At 52.5% G+C, this 17,909-nt stretch carries 19 protein-coding genes and 1 tRNA gene; 3 read left to right on the top strand and 17 right to left on the bottom strand.

Features of this window, described 5'->3' with window-relative positions:
- Positions 1–3: 3 nt before the first annotated feature.
- The 5 genes from ACJJI1_RS08745 to ACJJI1_RS08725 form a co-directional block, all read right to left on the bottom strand.
- On the bottom strand, positions 4–954 hold the full coding sequence (locus ACJJI1_RS08745) for an alpha/beta hydrolase family protein (RefSeq protein WP_444906661.1): 951 nt from the start codon (positions 952–954) through the stop codon (positions 4–6).
- Positions 955–1,099: 145 nt separating this feature from the next.
- Positions 1,100–1,657: a GNAT family N-acetyltransferase gene (locus ACJJI1_RS08740; RefSeq protein WP_444959111.1), complete on the bottom strand. Its 558-nt coding sequence runs from the start codon at positions 1,655–1,657 to the stop codon at positions 1,100–1,102.
- 12 nt (positions 1,658–1,669) lie between these two features.
- Positions 1,670–2,173, bottom strand: a complete 504-nt coding sequence (locus ACJJI1_RS08735) for a GNAT family N-acetyltransferase (protein ID WP_444959110.1) — start codon at positions 2,171–2,173, stop codon at positions 1,670–1,672.
- Positions 2,174–2,190: 17 nt separating this feature from the next.
- Positions 2,191–2,643, bottom strand: a complete 453-nt coding sequence (locus ACJJI1_RS08730) for a YaiI/YqxD family protein (protein WP_444959109.1) — start codon at positions 2,641–2,643, stop codon at positions 2,191–2,193.
- Between the two features lie 2 nt (positions 2,644–2,645).
- The gene (locus ACJJI1_RS08725; RefSeq protein WP_252084134.1) at positions 2,646–2,864 is read right to left on the bottom strand and encodes a DUF3565 domain-containing protein; all 219 of its coding nucleotides are present in this window, start codon (positions 2,862–2,864) and stop codon (positions 2,646–2,648) included.
- Positions 2,865–3,017: 153 nt separating this feature from the next.
- On the opposite strand from ACJJI1_RS08725, the gene rep reads away from it, so the two are divergent.
- Entirely contained in the window at positions 3,018–5,051 is a 2,034-nt protein-coding gene (gene rep / locus ACJJI1_RS08720) for a DNA helicase Rep (RefSeq protein WP_444959108.1), read from the top strand.
- A 78-nt stretch (positions 5,052–5,129) separates the two neighbouring features.
- Here the strand turns inward: rep and ACJJI1_RS08715 are convergent, their stop codons facing one another.
- Together ACJJI1_RS08715 and ACJJI1_RS08710 are read right to left on the bottom strand one after the other, a co-directional pair.
- On the bottom strand, positions 5,130–7,073 hold the full coding sequence (locus ACJJI1_RS08715; protein WP_444959107.1) for a hypothetical protein: 1,944 nt from the start codon (positions 7,071–7,073) through the stop codon (positions 5,130–5,132).
- 281 nt (positions 7,074–7,354) lie between these two features.
- A complete protein-coding gene (locus tag ACJJI1_RS08710; RefSeq protein WP_444935148.1) occupies positions 7,355–7,777 on the bottom strand; it encodes a c-type cytochrome in 423 nt (140 codons plus the stop codon).
- A 191-nt stretch (positions 7,778–7,968) separates the two neighbouring features.
- Between ACJJI1_RS08710 and ACJJI1_RS08705 the strand changes: the two genes are divergently transcribed.
- A tRNA-Arg gene (locus ACJJI1_RS08705) sits at positions 7,969–8,045 on the top strand.
- 347 nt (positions 8,046–8,392) lie between these two features.
- On the opposite strand, the gene moeA is transcribed toward ACJJI1_RS08705, so the two are convergent.
- Together moeA and narL are read right to left on the bottom strand one after the other, a co-directional pair.
- Positions 8,393–9,634: a molybdopterin molybdotransferase MoeA gene (gene moeA / locus ACJJI1_RS08700; RefSeq protein ID WP_444934643.1), complete on the bottom strand. Its 1,242-nt coding sequence runs from the start codon at positions 9,632–9,634 to the stop codon at positions 8,393–8,395.
- Positions 9,635–9,675: 41 nt separating this feature from the next.
- The gene (narL, locus tag ACJJI1_RS08695; protein ID WP_108731363.1) at positions 9,676–10,341 is read right to left on the bottom strand and encodes a two-component system response regulator NarL; all 666 of its coding nucleotides are present in this window, start codon (positions 10,339–10,341) and stop codon (positions 9,676–9,678) included.
- Positions 10,342–10,539: 198 nt separating this feature from the next.
- Here narL and ACJJI1_RS08690 point away from each other — a divergent pair, with 198 nt between their 5' ends.
- Positions 10,540–12,153 carry an MFS transporter gene (locus ACJJI1_RS08690; protein WP_444895493.1) on the top strand — a complete coding sequence of 538 codons (1,614 nt, stop codon included), beginning with the start codon at positions 10,540–10,542 and terminating at the stop codon, positions 12,151–12,153.
- A 54-nt stretch (positions 12,154–12,207) separates the two neighbouring features.
- Here ACJJI1_RS08690 and ACJJI1_RS08685 read toward each other — a convergent pair whose 3' ends face one another.
- The 8 genes from ACJJI1_RS08685 to moaB all read right to left on the bottom strand — a co-directional run bounded on the left by ACJJI1_RS08685 (position 12,208) and on the right by moaB (position 17,909).
- Positions 12,208–13,410, bottom strand: coding sequence for a hypothetical protein (locus tag ACJJI1_RS08685; RefSeq protein ID WP_444959106.1), 1,203 nt, complete (start codon positions 13,408–13,410; stop codon positions 12,208–12,210).
- Between the two features lie 100 nt (positions 13,411–13,510).
- The gene (locus tag ACJJI1_RS08680) at positions 13,511–14,629 is read right to left on the bottom strand and encodes an ATP-binding cassette domain-containing protein (protein WP_444959105.1); all 1,119 of its coding nucleotides are present in this window, start codon (positions 14,627–14,629) and stop codon (positions 13,511–13,513) included.
- Complete coding sequence (modB, locus tag ACJJI1_RS08675; protein ID WP_444959104.1) at positions 14,629–15,351, bottom strand: molybdate ABC transporter permease subunit; 723 nt, start codon at positions 15,349–15,351, stop codon at positions 14,629–14,631. The genes ACJJI1_RS08680 and modB overlap by 1 nt, the downstream gene beginning before the upstream one ends.
- Positions 15,351–16,130, bottom strand: a complete 780-nt coding sequence (modA, locus tag ACJJI1_RS08670; RefSeq protein WP_444959103.1) for a molybdate ABC transporter substrate-binding protein — start codon at positions 16,128–16,130, stop codon at positions 15,351–15,353. Before modA ends, modB begins: the two co-directional genes overlap by 1 nt.
- Positions 16,115–16,594: a molybdopterin synthase catalytic subunit MoaE gene (moaE, locus tag ACJJI1_RS08665; RefSeq protein WP_444923714.1), complete on the bottom strand. Its 480-nt coding sequence runs from the start codon at positions 16,592–16,594 to the stop codon at positions 16,115–16,117. The genes modA and moaE overlap by 16 nt, the downstream gene beginning before the upstream one ends.
- A gap of 10 nt (positions 16,595–16,604) precedes the next feature.
- Positions 16,605–16,850 carry a molybdopterin converting factor subunit 1 gene (moaD, locus tag ACJJI1_RS08660; RefSeq protein ID WP_444959102.1) on the bottom strand — a complete coding sequence of 82 codons (246 nt, stop codon included), beginning with the start codon at positions 16,848–16,850 and terminating at the stop codon, positions 16,605–16,607.
- Positions 16,851–16,871: 21 nt separating this feature from the next.
- Entirely contained in the window at positions 16,872–17,363 is a 492-nt protein-coding gene (moaC, locus tag ACJJI1_RS08655) for a cyclic pyranopterin monophosphate synthase MoaC (protein ID WP_444959101.1), read from the bottom strand.
- Positions 17,364–17,366: 3 nt separating this feature from the next.
- Positions 17,367–17,909, bottom strand: coding sequence for a molybdenum cofactor biosynthesis protein B (gene moaB / locus ACJJI1_RS08650; protein ID WP_108731355.1), 543 nt, complete (start codon positions 17,907–17,909; stop codon positions 17,367–17,369).

The raw sequence follows: 17,909 nt of genomic DNA, 5'->3' as shown, positions 1-17,909 counted from the left end.
GTCTCAACTTTTACCGGCACCAGAGATACACCCGGGAGCTCCATTTAGTGCAGTCTTTTTGATCCATCCAGAAATTCTTTCAAAGACTTCTCCCCGGTGATTTACGCCATCCCTATCTGTCATATAGTGATCGTAACCGGAGTACTCCCAATAAGTCAGCTCACAACGTCCGGCTGATACATAGGCATCTCGTGCTGCTCGGCCGGAACTGACCGGGGCAGATTTATCTTCTGTGCCCTGGATCAATAATATGGGGGCATGGCTGTTCAATAAATCGTTGACCGGTACCCGATCGACGACATCGGCCCACCAACGCATAGAGTTTCCACCCCAGACTTCCGCGCTTTCTGGGTTAGCTCGGGCATAGGCGAGTTTGGCATCTACCTCTTTAGCTACGTGGGGCGGAACCAAGCTCTTTAGCACTTGAGCAAAGGATTCCCCCAATCCACTTGAAAAGACCACTGCCGCATCGGGATTTAGCCTCGGCGCCAGTCGTGCAACAAGATCACCACCTTCGGAACCGCCGAACAAGACCAGCTTGCCATTCCACCAATCAGCCCCGCGCAGTTCGTCGACAATCTGCTCTACATCTACCGCACGCTGCTCAACGGTATGGTTAGCTACATACTCTTTTGAACAATCTTTAAATTGCTCTTCCGGGCTGTCAGAGTGAGTTACACCATATTTTTCTACCACTAAAACAACATATCCTGCCGCTAACTCTTTAGCCTGCTGGATAGTAGTATTTTTAACAGCAGGTAGGCAGCCAGATCCCTGGGCTATCAGGAACAAGCCATATTTCCCTTTAGCCGATGGTTGCTCTAAAGACCAGTAAAGCGTTGATCCATCAGGGCGTTTACTGACTTTAAGTAGAGGTTCGGCGGACACGCCGATATGCAAAGTCGCTAGCAGAAAACCAGTTGCCGTTATAAAGGCCGATTTAAGAAAACCCATAGCGAGAACTCCCTGCCCTCACCTGAAATTAATGGTGGGGCTATATTTGCTTGGTTATTGTTGAAGAGGGGGTGAACCTCATATTCACCCCCTCTCCGAACCCAAGAAAAAGTAATGGTTCCCGAGCTAACTGAAGCTAATCACATCAAGATTTTTTCCAATCATCAGCACTTAAGCGATAAAGGCAGTGCCGCTGCAGATGGCTTTCGCTGGGGACCAGTGGATGTTCAAAGACGAGAGAATCTCGCCGCATACCCAGCCGCTCCATCACCCGCTGGGAACGAAGGTTTTGTAGTGCAGTAAAGGAAACGACTTCGCTGAGATTCAGGGTATTAAAAGCTACATCCAAAGATGCTTGTGCAGCTTCACTGGCATAGCCTTTTCCCCAGTGGGGAAAGGCCAAGCGCCAGCCAATCTCTACCGCTGGAGTGAAGGGCAAATCTTCGGTCACATTTTTCATACCGACAAATCCGAGAAACTCGTTGGTGTCTCTCAGTTCCAAGGCCCAAAAGCCCCAGCCGTATTTCTCAATATACGCAATACTGCGATCCACACCGGCATCACTCTGCTGTCGCGTCAGCAATGAGGGGAAAAACTCCATCACCCTTGGGTCCGCATTCATTTCGGCAAATACAGGCTTATCTTCCTCTCGCCACTGACGCAGCTGCAAGCGTTCGGTCGTGGGTTGTATTAATTCAGGCATGAAATATTCGCGCTATTCAATATTTTGTTTCTGCTGAAAATCTACAGACGGTGCGACCATAAAATCGCACTGATCCAGCCATTTTCGCTGACCTGGATAAGCCGCTTCCTCAAAACCCAATTTCTGGTAGAGAGTCCGTGCCGCTAGATTAGTACGCAGGACAAATAAAGAGCACTCGATTGCATCCAGGGCTCTGGCTCCTGTTTGTGCAAGCTGTACTACCAGCGCACGCCCTAATCCGGCTCCGCGATGATTGGGGGAGACAATTAAGCGACTTAGGTGGCAGCGGCCCAGGTGTTGGTAATACTGCCCAAAAGCCAGCACATCACCGCTGCTGTCCTGAAGTGCGTAGCTGGGCAACTCCGGCCAACGACAATCCTCCAAGAAGGACTTCCCCTCGAACGGAAACCTGAAATCAGGCCCCCCCCACTGTTGGCACTGCTCCCTATCAGGTAGCCAGGGCATCAATGTTGGGAATTGCCACTCTTCCATTGGCTTCAGTCTCAAATTATCCACGGCAATTCTCCTTAAAGTTACTTGCGACTATTTGCCAGCCATCTATCTAACTGATCGGCAAAAGCTTTGCGGTCCGCCTGGCTAAGGGCCGGTGGTCCGCCGGTATGCACGCCGCTGGAGCGCAGGGTATCCATAAAGTCCCGCATATTCAGACGCGCGCGGATATTGGCTTTGGTATAGCGCTCCCCACGGGGATTAAGGGCTTCAGCACCCTTGTCGATCACCTCTGCTGCCAGGGGGATATCGCTGGTAATGATCAGATCCCCCGCCTCGCAGCGCTGCACTATCTCGTTATCCGCCACATCAAAACCCGCTGTCACTTGCACGGAGCGAATATAGCGCGACGGCGGCACCCGCACCGCTTGGTTGGCCACCAAAGTCAGTTCTGTGGCTGTGCGCTCAGCGGCGCGAAACAGGATTTCCTTGATGGCGACCGGGCAGGCGTCGGCATCGACCCAGAGTTTTGTCATGGCTATACAACCTTTTCGAGCGTATCGGGCGGTGCGCCCTCATCGCATTTCTTGCAATTGAGCTGGAAACCCAGCATAGACTCGCGCCCTTGTTCAGTGATCACCCAGGGCCGGTTGGTCCAGGGAGGATTGTGGCGTACATGTTGGAAGTGGCCACAGGCGAGCTCCGCCACCCAGTGATTCTCTTCATCCAGGTGGTAGCCGGCGATGGGTTGTTGCATGGGGTTACACAAGCAGGGAATAAGGCGCAGTTATAGCCAATCCCAAGGGCAAAGTATACGTGTGGCCGGTGGTTCGCACTGGTACTGGGATGATTCGAGCCAAGACTGCTAGAATCTCCCGCTTTTCCGCGACGCGAAGATGCAGCCCCATCTATGACCCAGCTCAATCCCCGCCAATCCGAAGCCGTGAAGTATGTCGATGGCCCCTGCCTGGTGCTGGCCGGTGCCGGCTCCGGCAAGACCAGCGTAATCACCCGCAAGATCGCCTACCTGATCGAGCAGTGTGGCTACGCCGCGCGCAATATCGCCGCCCTCACCTTCACCAACAAGGCGGCACGGGAGATGAAAGAGCGGGTCAGCAAACTGCTGGCAGGCCCGGATGGCAAGCGGTCCAAGGCGAGTCACGGTCTCACCGTATCCACCTTTCACAACCTTGGGCTTAATATCCTGCGTAAGGAATACCGCGCCGCCGGCTTTAAGCCGGGCTTCTCTATCTTCGATGCCGAAGACGCCCGCGCCCTGATCAAGGAGCTGATGCTCAGGGATGGCGACCTGGATACAGACCTGTTGGATCGGGTACAGAACCAGATCTCCAACTGGAAGAACGATATGCTCACCCCGCGCCGTGCCCTGGAGCAGGCACAGAGCCCCGGCGAGCAGGCCATCGCCATTGCCTACGATCGCTACTGTGAAGCCCTCAAGGCCTACAATGCCGTCGACTTCGACGACCTGATCCTGTTGCCGGTACAGCTGTTCGACAAAGACCCGGAGTTGCTGCAACGCTGGCGCAAGAAGATTCGCTACCTGCTGGTGGACGAATATCAGGACACCAACAACTCCCAGTACCTGCTGGTAAAGCTGCTGGTGGGCGGGCGCGGCGGCCTCACAGTGGTGGGAGACGATGATCAGTCTATCTACGCCTGGCGCGGCGCGCGCCCGGAGAACATGAGTGCGCTGAAGACCGACTTCCCTAACCTTCGCCTGATCAAACTGGAGCAGAACTATCGCTCCACCAGCCGCATCCTCAAAGTGGCCAACCACCTGATCGCCCACAATCCTCACGAATTCGACAAAGCATTATGGTCCGATCGCGGCCTGGGTGAGGAGATCCGCGTTCTCAAGGTGGCTAATGAAAATGAGGAAGCGGAGCGGGTCGCCAACGAGATATTTCTGCAGAAGAGCCGTCGCGGCTGCAAGTTTATGGATTTTGCCGTGCTCTATCGCGGCAACCACCAGGCGCGTCTCCTTGAGATGAAACTGCAGGAACACCAGGTTCCCTACCAGATGTCCGGCGGTACTTCCTTCTTCGCCCGCGCTGAAATCAAGGACGTGATGGCCTACCTGCGCCTGTTGGTGAATCCGGATGATGACAACGCATTCCTGCGCATCATCAATACCCCGCGTCGCCAAATAGGTACCAGCAGCCTGGAAGCCCTGGGCAACTACGCCAAGGGTCGCGAGATTTCTATGTTCAAAGCCTGCTCGGAATTGGGCTTTAAGGAGCATATCAACGAGCAGGGCTACGAACGCCTGAACCGCTTTGCCCTGTGGCTCGAAGGGGTACAGCGCAACTGTCGCGATACCACCGCCAATGGCGCCTTGCGTGAAATGCTGGAAGATATCGACTACGCCGGTTGGCTCTCGCAAAACGCCAGCAGCGAGAAGGTGGCCGAGAAGCGCATGGAGAATGTGTATTGGCTGCTGGAGAGCCTCAACAAGATTATGGAGGGCACCGACGATGAGCTGGAGCAGGATATTCGCCTGGAACAGGCCATCTCCAAACTGATCCTGCGGGATATGCTGGAGCGCCAGGAAGAAGAGGAAGCCACCGATAAGGTCAGCCTTATGACCCTGCACGCCGCCAAGGGCCTGGAATTCCCCCACGTGTTTATGATCGGTATGGAAGAGAATTTACTTCCCCACCGCAACAGTATTGAAGACGACAACATCGAAGAGGAGCGCCGCCTCACCTACGTGGGTATCACTCGTGCCCAGCGCACCTTAACCATGACTTTGGCAGGCAAGCGCAAACAGTTCGGCGAAACCCAGGACACCACGCCCAGCCGCTTTATTGACGAATTGCCAGAAGAAGATGTGTTGTTGGAAGGGTTTGGTAAGGCGACGCCGGAGCAGAATCAGGCGAAGGGAGAGGAAACTTTGGGGTCGTTGTTGAGTATGTTTGATTGAAGTTTATACACCCACCCATCAGCTCCAAAAACAATAAAGGCCGCTTGAAAAGCGGCCTTTTTAGTATGTATCAATCAGTTACTGGATTGCTGACAAGGTCCAGCGATCGATATAGCCCCAGGCTTCTTTACATGAATCACTACCACTTATCTTACAGAAGTCTTGTTCCTGATAAACACGGAGATAGTAGTAAGTACCATCAAAAAAGAGGGGCTCTACTTCTCGATATCGCCATTCTACACAATCAACATTGTCTGCAGGACAAGAACTAAAAGTTTCACCGGTAGTAGGATCTACAAAATAGCGATGTTCACGCATAATATTTGTATCTGACCAGCTGAAAAGGTTAAATCCAGACTCTGTAATTCCTTCACTCCCCTCATAAACTTGTGTACCACTTCCATCGGCAAAGTACCGTAATCCGAATTGTTCCTGATAGCTTGGGAATTCCGAATCCAATAAATCGAAGATACCACCGTAATTGAATATGTCGGAAGGAGCAGGCATAACAGTACCGCGCACGACCGGTGTGGCAAAGTGGCCTCCAACCGAAACTAAAGAACCATCCGCTCTGCGCAAAACACCCAAAGTCCGAATAGCAGCTCCGTAAGTACCAAAAGTATAGTATTCTACTTTTACCCCACGATTACTTTCTATAACCAGGTTTCCGGCATCATTAAAAGAAAGTACACCACCATCTTCATAACCAGAAAGAAGGTCAAACCTTTGATCAATCGTTCCATTTGCATTTGGAGTAATGATCGAAGGTTGCCAAGCATCTGCGTATGAAAAATTGCTATCCCCAGATCGATCTCTAAAGCCAGCAATAGAAAATTCAGCTGAAGATATCTCCTTCAAATCTCCCACTCTCTGGATATTTACTTGGGCAAACTGTTTTCCCGCTTGGAAATTAACTGCGTTTACCTCATTTAAATCTGGTGATTCGCACGAATAGGCATAATCAATTTTATACGCTGAATAAAATGCAGCATCGTAATATTTTGTTAATTGGATACTATTGAGTTTAGCCGAAAAATTTCCATCCGCCGTACACTCTTCTGGAAAATAGCCGCCTCGATCCCAGCCTGATACATCTAAAATTGTTTTATTGTCGGAAATTACATAAGTTAACGGGTCAATTGTTTCAACATCATAGTGGTCATCTATAAACTGCCCTGAACCCGATTCCTCTCCAGATAAATTCATCACAAATCCACGAATACGCTCTATCTGTGGATCTGCTGTAACAAGTATTACATCCTCTCCAGAATAACCTTCAACAGGTGTAATTTGCTCACTATCACTCAAAAGCTGGGCTAGAAGCTCTTGATAATTTTCAGCACTTACAGAAGACGTATTTTTCAACTGTAGTGCTACCTTTGCTGCTACCGGATAATCTTGAATAAACTCATAAGTATTATCATGAGAAAAAAGTGGCGATTCACCACCACTAATAACATAACGAAGCCCAACAGCACTTTCTAACAGCATTTCTTGTGGCAAAACCTGAGATGCATTCAACAACTCACTAGATAAAGTAATTTCGCCTCCATTAACTTTTTCTAAAAAAGCAGCTGCAGCGGTAGACATCGCATTTACATAAAGTGTCGGCAGCTCATCAACAGAAACCAAGCCGTCATTTTCCCGCGCCTCTACCAGTGAAACATCTCCTACATAAGACTTGAGGATAATTTCTTTACGATTTTCATTGGCCGGATAACTAACCACTATGCTGACTAAGTCATCAACTTCTAAATCTTTTATTTCTGCAGAAAATACTTTTCCATCAACAGCTGCATCGTAATCAGTGTCACCCACTTTGACTCTCACAGTGGCAACATCATCAATACTTTCTCCGATTCGACCTTGAATCGTGAACTGTACTGATTGCGAACCACCCCCACCAGAAGTATCAGGTAATTCTCCATTATCGCTATCACTTCCACCACTACCTCCGCCGCCGCTACAAGCAGCTAATAAAAACGATAGAGTAGTGAAATAAAGCAACTTCCCTAGCTTCATAAATAAATTCCCTGTGTTGTTATATACATCTTTTTAAGAAGCAGGTGCGGATAATACAGATTCTGCTGGGTTGGAGGGAAATGGCGCCTAATTACGGCTTATTACATTTATATTTTAAAATTTTTCCAATAGTCATATATGACAACTCACAAATCTATTCTTTAATATTTGACTTAATAAAATAATTAAAAAATCAAATATGTGGCTGAAAGCAGGTTTTCCTTAGGCTAGATACAAAAAAGGCCGCTCAATGAGCGGCCTTTTTCCAATAGTGAAACAGCTTACTTGCTGTTATCCACCATGTAATTCACAGCAGCTTTGATCTCGTCATCGCTACAGTCCATACACAGGCCTTTGGCCGGCATGGCATTGATACCGTTAATGGCATTGTTGTAAAGAGTGTCCATGCCCTTGGCAATACGGGGCGCCCAAGCTGCGGCATCACCGAATTTTGGCGCACCTGCAACTCCCATTGCGTGACAGGTCTGGCAGCTTGCGTTGTAGATATCCTGGCCACTGCGAGCAGCGCCGCCGCTAGCACCTTCAGGTGCTGCCGCTACTGCCGCTGCACACTCTTCACCTTTCATGCAGGTTTCACCTGCCGGAGCAATTCGCTCTGCGATTTCTTCATCAACAGACTGCTGGGCCACTGCCGTAGCCGCACTGACGGCCAATGCCGCCACAATACCCAAAATACGCTTCATCATATTCCCCCAAAAGGACCGAAGTGAGTTGGCCCACAAACGTTCAAAATATCGTCGCAAACTCCTACGCCGCGCATTATAAGCACTGCATCGCCACCTGCCAAAGACTATATAAGCCAACAGAATGTCCTTTAACCCGCCCCCCAGCTTCTGTATAATCCGCCTCCCATTGGCACAGATAGCCAATTAAACCGCCCGTAGCTCAGCTGGATAGAGCGTCGCCCTCCGGAGGCGAAGGTCAGAGGTTCGAATCCTCTCGGGCGGGCCATATACAAAAAAGCCCGCTTATGCGGGCTATTTTGTATATGGCTAACTCCCAGGGTTTTGTTCGAACTCAGGTTCGACTCGGAGGCAGCAAAGCTGCCGTAGAGCAGCGAGCCCAAAGGGCGAAGCTAATCCTCACGCACACCACCCGCTTATGCGGGCTTTCTTGTATATGGCTAACTCCCAGGCTTCGCTCAAACTCAGGTTCGACTCGGAGGCAGCAAAGCTGCCGCAGAGCAGCGAGCCCAACGGGCGAAGCTAATCCTCATCGCCCTTACCCATTTCAATCAAATTAATTTGGATATAGCTTATACGAGCCCATACTCAATACGAAAGCAGCTATAAAAAACCCTACCCCAACGGCACCCTCAAAGGCTCAATCACCACCTGCTCCCCAGCCTCTACACTGCCACTCTCTCGCGCCAAAACGATAAAGCAGTTAGCAGCAGCCAGACCGGAAAGAATATGGCTCCCCTGGGTACCAACCGGTTCTACTACCAATATCCCGTTTTCATCACTGCGATATACACCCCGCTGGAAATCGGTACGGCCCGGCTTTTTCTTCAGCGGTTTTAACAGTTTTGCCTGTAAGGTCTGCGGGCCAGTCCACTGATCGCCTTTCATCACACTCAGGGCGGGAACGGCCAGTTGGTAGAAAGTTACCAGGGCGGAAACTGGGTTGCCGGGTAGGCCGAAGAAGGGCGTTCCCTGTAGGAAACCAAATGCAAAAGGTTTGCCGGGCTTCATCGCCACTTTCCAGAAGCCGATCTCTCCCAGCTCTTCCAACACTTCACGGGTGTAATCCGCTTCGCCAACGGAAACTCCACCGGAGGTGATAATAGCATCGGCCTCTTCGGAAGCACGCTGCAAGGCATTGGTAATAGCCTGTTTGTTATCGGGCAATATACCCAAATCCAAAATATCCAGGTCCAGCTGGTCCAGGGCTGATAACAGGGCAATGCGGTTGCTATCGTAAATATCGCCCTTACCCAGGGCGTCGCCGGACTGACGCAATTCATCGCCGGTGGAGAAAAGTGCGATTACCGGTTTGCGCACTACAGTCACTGTGCCCACACCGGCAGCGGCGAGCAGGGCAATATGTGGAACGCTGATGCGCTCTCCGGCCTTAAGCAAGCTAGCTCCTTCAGCCACGTCTTCACCGCAGCGGCGAACATGGTCGCCAGCGCGAACTTCACAATTTATTCGTATCGACTCCCCCTGGGCATCGACATTTTCCTGCATCACTACCGTATCTGCACCGGCCGGTACTGCGGCTCCCGTCATAATGCGCACGCAAGTGCCGGGGTTCACCACACCGTCAAAAGGTGCACCGGCAAAAGATTTGCCGATCAGTTCCAGCGGCAAGCCACTGGCCAGGTCTTCAAAGCGCAGGGCGTAACCGTCCATTGCGGAGTTGTCGCAGGGCGGTAGGTTTACTGTGGAGATAACATCCTCAGCCAATACTCGACCGGCGGCTTGTGCCAGGGGCAAAGTCTCAGTGCCACTGGTTGGGCTCAGTGCCTCGAGAAGTTTTTCGCGGGCGCTTTCGATGGGCATCAGGCCCGGTTGGCTACAGCAGTCGATAGTGGGCATGGACAATATCTCTTACTTCATTCCTTTGCGGTTGGGACAAACTAGTGGCTGCGGTTTTGGGATTCCGGTCGCTTCTGATTAACCATCCACACAGCAGCTTCCACCCGGGAGCGCATGCCCAACTTTTTCAATAAGTGTTTAACGTGAACCTTTACAGTGGCATCACTGATATCCAATTCACGGGCGATTAACTTGTTACTGAGGCCATCGGCGATCAATTGCAAGATCTGGTATTCGCGACTGGTGAGCGTCGACAGGGTATCCGCACCGGAATTGTCCGGCTTGCGAAGAGCGGAGGCGAGGATCTCGGTAAGGCGCTGGCTGATAGCGAGCTTGCCGTGTGTGGCCTGGATAACCTGATCGAGAATATCTTCCGGCTCCATATCCTTGAGCAGGTAACCATCGGCACCGGCACGAATACAGGAAACTACGTCCGCGTTGTTATCGGAAACGGTGAGTATCACGATACGTGAGGCTACATCAGCTGCACGCATTGCCCGCAGGGTATCCAGCCCGTCCATACCGCGCATATTCAGGTCCAATAGAATAAGGTCCGGCTCGTGCTGTTTGGCCAGCTCCAGCGCTTCCTCCCCGCTACTGGCCTCGGCTACCAACTCCAGGCTGGGCTCCATAGCAAACAATTGCTTGAGACCTTTACGAAACAGAGGATGGTCATCAACCATCATTACCGTGGCAGAAGAAGTCATGGGGTGTCCTGCTTCATTGCTGTAAGTTGTACTAATTCTGAACAGTGACTTTAACACAGGGCTCAGTGCCTGCGCTTACCCCCAAATGGGTAGCTATTACGCGCGGGGGCAAAGGGGTTACTTACTGTTGGTAATTGAGCAGGGATAAGCCCCGGCCCATAGTGGCCGGACGAATCATTTCGAGGAGGAGTGGCCGCCGTGTCTGACATCTACGAGTGGGCCCCAGAGGACAGCAAGTTCTGGCAGTCCAAGGGCAAAAAAATCGCAAACCGGAATTTGTGGATATCCATTCCCAGTTTGCTGTGCGGCTTCGCCGTGTGGCTCTACTGGGGCATTATTACCGTTCAAATGCTCAACCTTGGCTTCCCCATTGCCAAAGCCGATCTGTTTACCCTGATGGCAATTGCCGGTCTCACCGGCGCTACCCTTCGAATACCCAGTAGTTTCTTTATTCGATTATTCGGTGGGCGCAACACCATTGTCTTTACCACGGCCCTATTGATGGTCCCTGCCCTAGGCACGGGTATCGCCTTGCAAAATCCTGAGACCCCATTGTGGGTATTCCAGTTGCTGGCTCTGCTGTCAGGTATTGGCGGTGGTAACTTCGCCTCTTCCATGTCCAATATCAGCTTCTTTTTCCCCAAGGAAAAACAAGGGTTGGCGCTTGGCCTGAATGCGGGCTTGGGTAACTTCGGTGTTACCACCATGCAGATCCTGGTACCGCTGTTTATGACCTTCGGTGCCTTCGGGGCCGCTGGCGGCGATCCCATGACCCTGGTGAGCAGCTCTGGCTCCCTGATTGGTAAAGTACCAGCCGGTTCTGAAGCGTGGATTCAAAATGCCGGTTTTGTATGGCTGCTGTTCCTGGTTCCACTGGCCTTTGTCGGCTGGTTCGGTATGAACAACCTGCGCACCGACGAAGTCACCCCGGATGTGGGCAGTTCTATCGGCGCGATGTTGAAGATGACCATGATGTTGGGAATCGGCCTCTTCACCGCAATCACAGGTCTGTGGCTGTTGCTTCCCGAAGCGGCCAACGGTTCAGGCTGGGGTGTGCCCAAGGAAATCGTTCTGGTGCTGGTAATCGCCGCTACCGTGTTCGGCTTGAAGCTGCTGCCCGGTGAGATTAAAACCAGCTTGCAGCGTCAGTACCGTATCTTCAACAACAAGCACACCTGGGTGATGAGTGTCATTTACACCATGACCTTCGGCAGCTTTATCGGTTTCGCAGCGGCCTTCCCCCTGGCTATAAAGGTGATCTTCGGATACAGCCACGTGATGGTGGACGGGGTTATGACTCACGATACCATCAACAACAATGGCCCCAGCGCCCTGATGTACGCTTGGATGGGTCCGTTTATCGGCGCTCTGATTCGCCCGGTAGGTGGTTGGATCTCCGACCGTATCGGCGGAGCCCTGGTTACCCAAATCTGTGCAGCAATCATGGTGGGTAGTGCCCTGGGTGTGGCTTACTACATGAAGGCCGCCTACGGCTCAGCCACTCCGGAAGAGTTCTTCCTGCCCTTCTTCCTACTGTTCCTGGTGCTGTTCGCCGCTACCGGTATCGGCAATGGCTCTACCTTCCGCACCATCGCCATGGTGTTCCCGAAAGAGCAGGCAGGCCCGGTATTGGGATGGACCTCAGCAGTTGCCGCCTACGGTGCCTTCTATATTCCCAAGGTCTTCGGCGAGCAGATCAAAGCCACCACCCCGGAATACGCTCTGGCAGGCATTGCCATTTTCTACGCGGTTTGCCTGGTAGTTAACTACTGGTTCTACCTGCGCAAAAACGGTGAATTCTACAATCCATAATTTGGTCTCACGGGCGGGGAACCGCTGTTGCGGGGAGGTTTAACCTCCCCTTTTTTATTTCACCTGAACCAATATCGGCGTTATATCCGAACCTTCAAGCAGGCTGGAAATCAGCTGTCTATCGGTATCCCTGCGATAGTAGATCGTCACTTCATCCAAGTCTTCAACGGTCGGCATCGTCGGGCATAGATGCCTGGCAATAGCCATACACATCTGCTCATAAAAATCTAAATCGTGCAGCTTATCCAAATAGATATGGCACCCTGCGATATCCTCAGCACTAATCGTATAGTTGTAACCTATGGGCGGCTGAAAATAGTAGGCCTGCACAGTAATAGACCCATCTGCATTTTCAGTGACTTCGTATTGGACAGGTCTGCCGCAGATACTCTGTTGGTACCCAACAAGATCCTCCGCAACTGAGGCAAGACTGTCATCCGTCTCAATGGTGCTCTCAATTTCACTGTAGGCTTGATGGATAGCTTCAAAGCAGCTCAAGCAAGACATAACACCCGCTTCTTGCAGCTCTGGCAGCAGTTCTGTCGCCATATCTTCTAGCAATTGCACCAGCTTTTCTGTCGAGATAGCGTCGCGAAAATAGTAAGAGCCTTCTCTCTCAGTCGCCGATTGGAAGATTTTTAGCTTGCGCTCCGGGCAATAGAAATCGAGGTGGTAGAGAGGCTGTTCTGGATCGGAAGTGTAGTTATTCAGCTCTACCTTGCCCAAATACGGGATAAAGAAGGTAAAAGACCAGTACTCCGGACAGTGAATAAATCGCCGGCAGTGCTCTTCGATATAACCGGGCAGATATTGAAGGTCGAAGAGATTAGCCAGATGATAGTTACCACCACCCTGGTATTCCGCTATGGAGTCATAGTTATAAAACGGGTGCTCGCCGTTGAAATCTATCTTAACTCTCTGCCCACTGGCTGCGCGGCAAGCCAGATGAAAGTACAAGGCATCGTCTTTGTAAGTAGAGTGGATAACGATAGCGTCGCCCTTTCGGCGAAGCTGATAGCGGAAAGCATCGATCCGGTAGGGCTCACAATCCTCAAGTAGCTCGGCAATTTCCAGCTCACCCGATTCCAGGCGGCTTACTCGATAGTTGTGCCCGCCTTCTTCTATGCAACGAATAAGTACTGGGTGTAGATCCTCAATGGTCACAGCTTTCGCTACGGGTAAGCCCTCGACCTGTGCTTTTTCCCGGTAAAACTTATCGCCCTCGTTAAAGAGGGAAATTCCCAACACAACGCCCATAGGAGCACCACTCAGTTAGCTGGTGTTCAAACTTAGCAAAAAAATTGCTGTGGTTTTAGGGATCGAAGAAATGCACTTTCAGAAATTGCCCTGAAACTACTTACAAACCGGCAAGACTACCGGCCTTAAACTGGGCAAAGTAGGTAGTGCCCTCACGCAGTTCTAGGCGCTCGCAGGAGAGACGGGAAATATCTGCGTAGAACACCTGATCAGCAGCGGCTAACTGTAAACGAATGCGGCCATCGGTAAGGTTCTGCTTAGCAACTAAAGTTACCGGCAGGCAATTAAGGATACTGGACAGGCCCGGCTTCTCTACACTAAGGCTGATATCTCCAGCTTCCAGCAGAAAAGCAGCGGTATCGCCTTTTCGATAATGGCCTGTCACCCTATCTGCAAAGATGGAAATCCCCCCTAGATCCAAAGTGAGCAGACCATCGTTTAGGGATTCCACTCGCGCTTCAATCCGGCTGCGACAACTATCCCCTACGCCGTGGCTATCCAGACGCTGGGCAATTTCAGGTAAGGGAAGTGGTGCGGACAAATTGGCAGAATCCATCCACAAACAGCGCTGGGCCAGCAGCTGGATTTCATCAAAGTCGTGACTGGTCCAGATTACCAGCGCCGGATATCGGGCCCAGAAATCCCGTAGGGTCGGCAATAGGCGCCGCAGTACCTGGGCGCGGTCAACCGCTGAAAGCGGCTCATCAAATAATTGCAGCGGCGCGTTGTTAAAAAGCTGGCGTAATACAGCCACACGCTGGGCCTCTCCACCAGACAATAGCTCTACCGGCTGATGTAGCAGCGGTTCAATACCAAAAGCCTTTAGCAGCCGATCATGCTCTTCCTCTGGCAGTGGCCTGCGGCTGTAACGGCGGGCCACTGCCAGGTTATCTGCCACCGACTGGCCGGCAAACAAGCGGCTATCCTGAAAGCCCAAAGAAAGCGTTCTTTTGTGGGTAGCCAGGGCGCGGCGTCCGCGCTGCCAAACCGTATTGGCAAAAGTGATATTGCCACGGCAATGGCGCTGACCAGCCAGGGCCGCCAGTAATGTGCTCTTGCCGCTGCCGGAGGGACCGGTAAGGCCAAAAACTCCAGAGGCTGGCAGCTCTAATTGCCAGGGAGTCGCAGCGTTAAGCGGAGTCACCAGCCCTGTAACACTCAATCCGCTGGAATCAGAAGTGGTAGACGCAGTACCGAATAGGGGTAAGGTGATTTCCATTAGCCCAGCACCCCCATTACCGGTTTAGCCTGCTCGTTGTTTGATCCGCGCGGGGCCAAACTATGTCCCAGCCAACGGGCAGCGAGTAGCAGTACCGTAGTAATTCCCATCAACATCAAAGCCAGCCGGTGCGCCGCACCGTATTCCATCGCCTCCACATGTTGATAAAGAGCAATAGAAACCACCTGGGTCTCACCGGGAATAGAGCCACCAATCATCAGCACTACCCCGAACTCACCCAGGGTATGGGCAAACGTTAAAGCGCAGGCACTCACAATAGCGGCGCGACTCGCCGGCAAAAGAACTTTTAATAGTGCCGCCCAGGGCGGTATACCCAGTGCTGCGGCAGCCTGGGTCAGGCGCTGACCATTGGCATTAAACGCGGCCAACAGCGGCTGGACCATAAACGGCAGGGAATAAATCACTGACGCAAATACAAGGCCGGTAAAAGAAAACACCAAAGGGCCATCAAAAATGTGTGACAGCCACTGCCCGGGCGCATAGTTGGGAGAAAATAAAAGCAGTAAATAAAAACCCAACACCGTGGGTGGCAGTACCAGCGGCAGGGTAATTAATACCTCGATACCGTGGCGCCAGCGGCTCTGCCATTGGCTCAATTTCCAGGCCAGGGGCACGCCGATAATAAACAAGAGCAAGGTAGTTAAGCCGGCCAATTTTAACGTTAGCCACAGGGCCTGCCAGTCGGCAGCAGCGATACTCATTAGCCACTCCCTCCATCTCTACTTCGATATTGAGTTGGCAAAACACCGTAACCCAAGTGCTGTAGTTGCACCTGCACTTCCGCTGAACGCAAATAGTCAGCGAGGGACTGCGCCTCTTTAGGCCGACGGCTCTGGGTGGGAATCAGCAACTGCTGTTCAATGGGTTTGTACAAACGCTGCGGCAGCAGCCAGTAGTTATCGCGGCCGGCTGCTTGCATCTGGCTGGCGGCGACAAAGCCCAGCTGCGCATTGCCGGAATCCAGCATTAAATAGGCTTGGCCAGCATTGTGGGCCCGGGCTAATTGAGTTTGTTTTTTCTTCCACAAGTCCAGGCTTTGCATCGCCTGCCGGGCGGCACTGCCAAAGGGCGCTACTTTGGGATCGGCTAGTACAATTTTATCAGGCCAGGTTTGCAGTAACTGCTCGATATTCGATTCCGATTTTGGGTGCCAGAGAGCCAGTAAACCCAGGGCGTAAGTCTTACGACTGTTGGCCAGTGCCCCACCCTGCTTTTCCAACAGTTCGGGTCGCTCGCGATCGGCAGACAGGAATAAATCGAAGGGCGCGCGGTGCGCTATTTGTTGGTAGAGCACCCCGGAGCTGCCACTACTGATTTGCACCACACAGGCATGGCGACGCTCAAATTCTGGCAGTACCTCTTCCAGTGCCGGGCGGAAACTGGCCGCTACCGCCACCCGCAAGGTGCAGTTATCCGCATTTACCGGTAGCGCGATGGCCACCAGTAAAGCGGATAGCAGCAAGCTCAGCCGGCGGACCACTTTTCCATCTCCGCAGCATCACTGGCCCGAGCTTCGACCCAGCGCTCTGAAGGCTTACCGGACTCATCCGCAACCGCTTCGCGCTTCCAGAAAGGCGCCTCAGTTTTGAGGCGATCCATAATGTATTGGCAGGCGGCAAAGGCAGCTTGACGGTGGGGGCTGGTAACACCGACAAAAACAATCTCATCGTTGATCTGCATGGGGCCAACACGGTGGACGATAGTCACACGACCCAGGGACCAGCGATCGCGGGCATCATTAATAATCCGTTGCAGGCTTTTTTCCGTCATGCCCGGATAGTGTTCCAGGGCCAGGCCGCAGACATCACTGCCCGCATTGAAGTCCCGCACCGAACCCACAAACAGGGCGCAGGCACCATCACCACTGTTGCCCTGCAGCGCAGTATATTCAGCCGCTACGTCGAGGGGCGCTTCACAGACTTCAATACGATCAACGGCTTTCATATTGGCACCACTAACCGCCGGTAACCGGCGGGAAAAATGCAACTTCATCCCCAGCCTTCACCTGGGCTCCGGTTTCTGCCAGCTCCTGGTTCAGGGCCATACGAATATCATCCCTTTGCAGGTGCGGGCTCCAATCCGGGTGCTGTTCACATAGGGTATTGCGCAACTCGCTGAGACTGCCGGAAAAGTCCTCCAGGGTAGTCTCGCCCATGCCCAATTGCTGGCGCAGACGCGCGAAAAACAGAACCTTTACCATCGCTTTACACCTCTGAAATTTTTACGCCTTGTCCGCAGCATCGCCGCGCCAGTGGCCGCGCTTACCGCCGGTTTTTTGCAGCAGACGGGTCGGGCCGATTTCCATCGCCGGGTCCACAGCTTTACACATATCGTAAATAGTCAGCGCCGCTACCGAAGCTGCGGTTAACGCTTCCATCTCTACTCCGGTGCGCCCGGCCAAGCGGCAGAAAGCAGTGATATGCACATTATGCTTTTCCTGCTGTAATTCGAAATCCACCGCTACTTTGGTCAATGCCAGTGGATGGCACAGGGGAATTAAATCCGATGTTTTCTTGGCGGCCTGGATGCCGGCGATACGAGCTACAGAGAGCACGTCGCCTTTTTTGTGCGCCCCTTGGCTCAGCAGTGCAAAAGCCTCTGCACTCATACAGATGCTGCTCTCGGCCAGGGCACTGCGGTCAGTGATGTCCTTCTCGGTAACATCCACCATGCTGGCTTCGCCGCGCTGGTTTAAGTGGGTTAACTGGCTCACAAATTACCCCCGGCTCTCGCAGGGTGCGCTGGCAAAGCGCACATGGGGGATAAAGTTGCAGGGCTTGTGGCGGGCATCCAACTGCTCCAGCAATATGCCTTCCCAAGCTGTGCGGCAGGCTCCGGTGGAACCGGGCATACAGCATATCAGTGTGCGGTTAGCGAGGCCGGCGAGCGCGCGGGATTGCACGGTGGAGCTACCGATATCCCCCAGGGAAATATGGCGGAACAGCTCGCCGAAGCCGTCGACGGTTTTGTCGAACAGCGGGCTCAGGGCCTCCGGCGTGGAGTCGCGATCGGTAAAACCGGTACCACCGGTCACCAATACCACCTGTACTTTCGGATCTGCAATCCAGGCGGAGACCACCGCGCGCATCTGGTAAACATCGTCCGGGGTAATGCGCTTATCTGCGAGCTGATGGCCGGCAGTTTTGAGGGCTTCCACCAAGTACTGGCCAGAGGTATCAGTCTGCTCGTTGCGGGTATCGGATACGGTAAGTACCGCGATATTGAGCGGTACAAATTCTTTGCTAGCGTGTGCGGACAT

The organism is Microbulbifer maximicatervae (SeqCode) (assembly GCF_052467065.1).
This window is presented reverse-complemented; position numbering and strand designations above follow the sequence as displayed.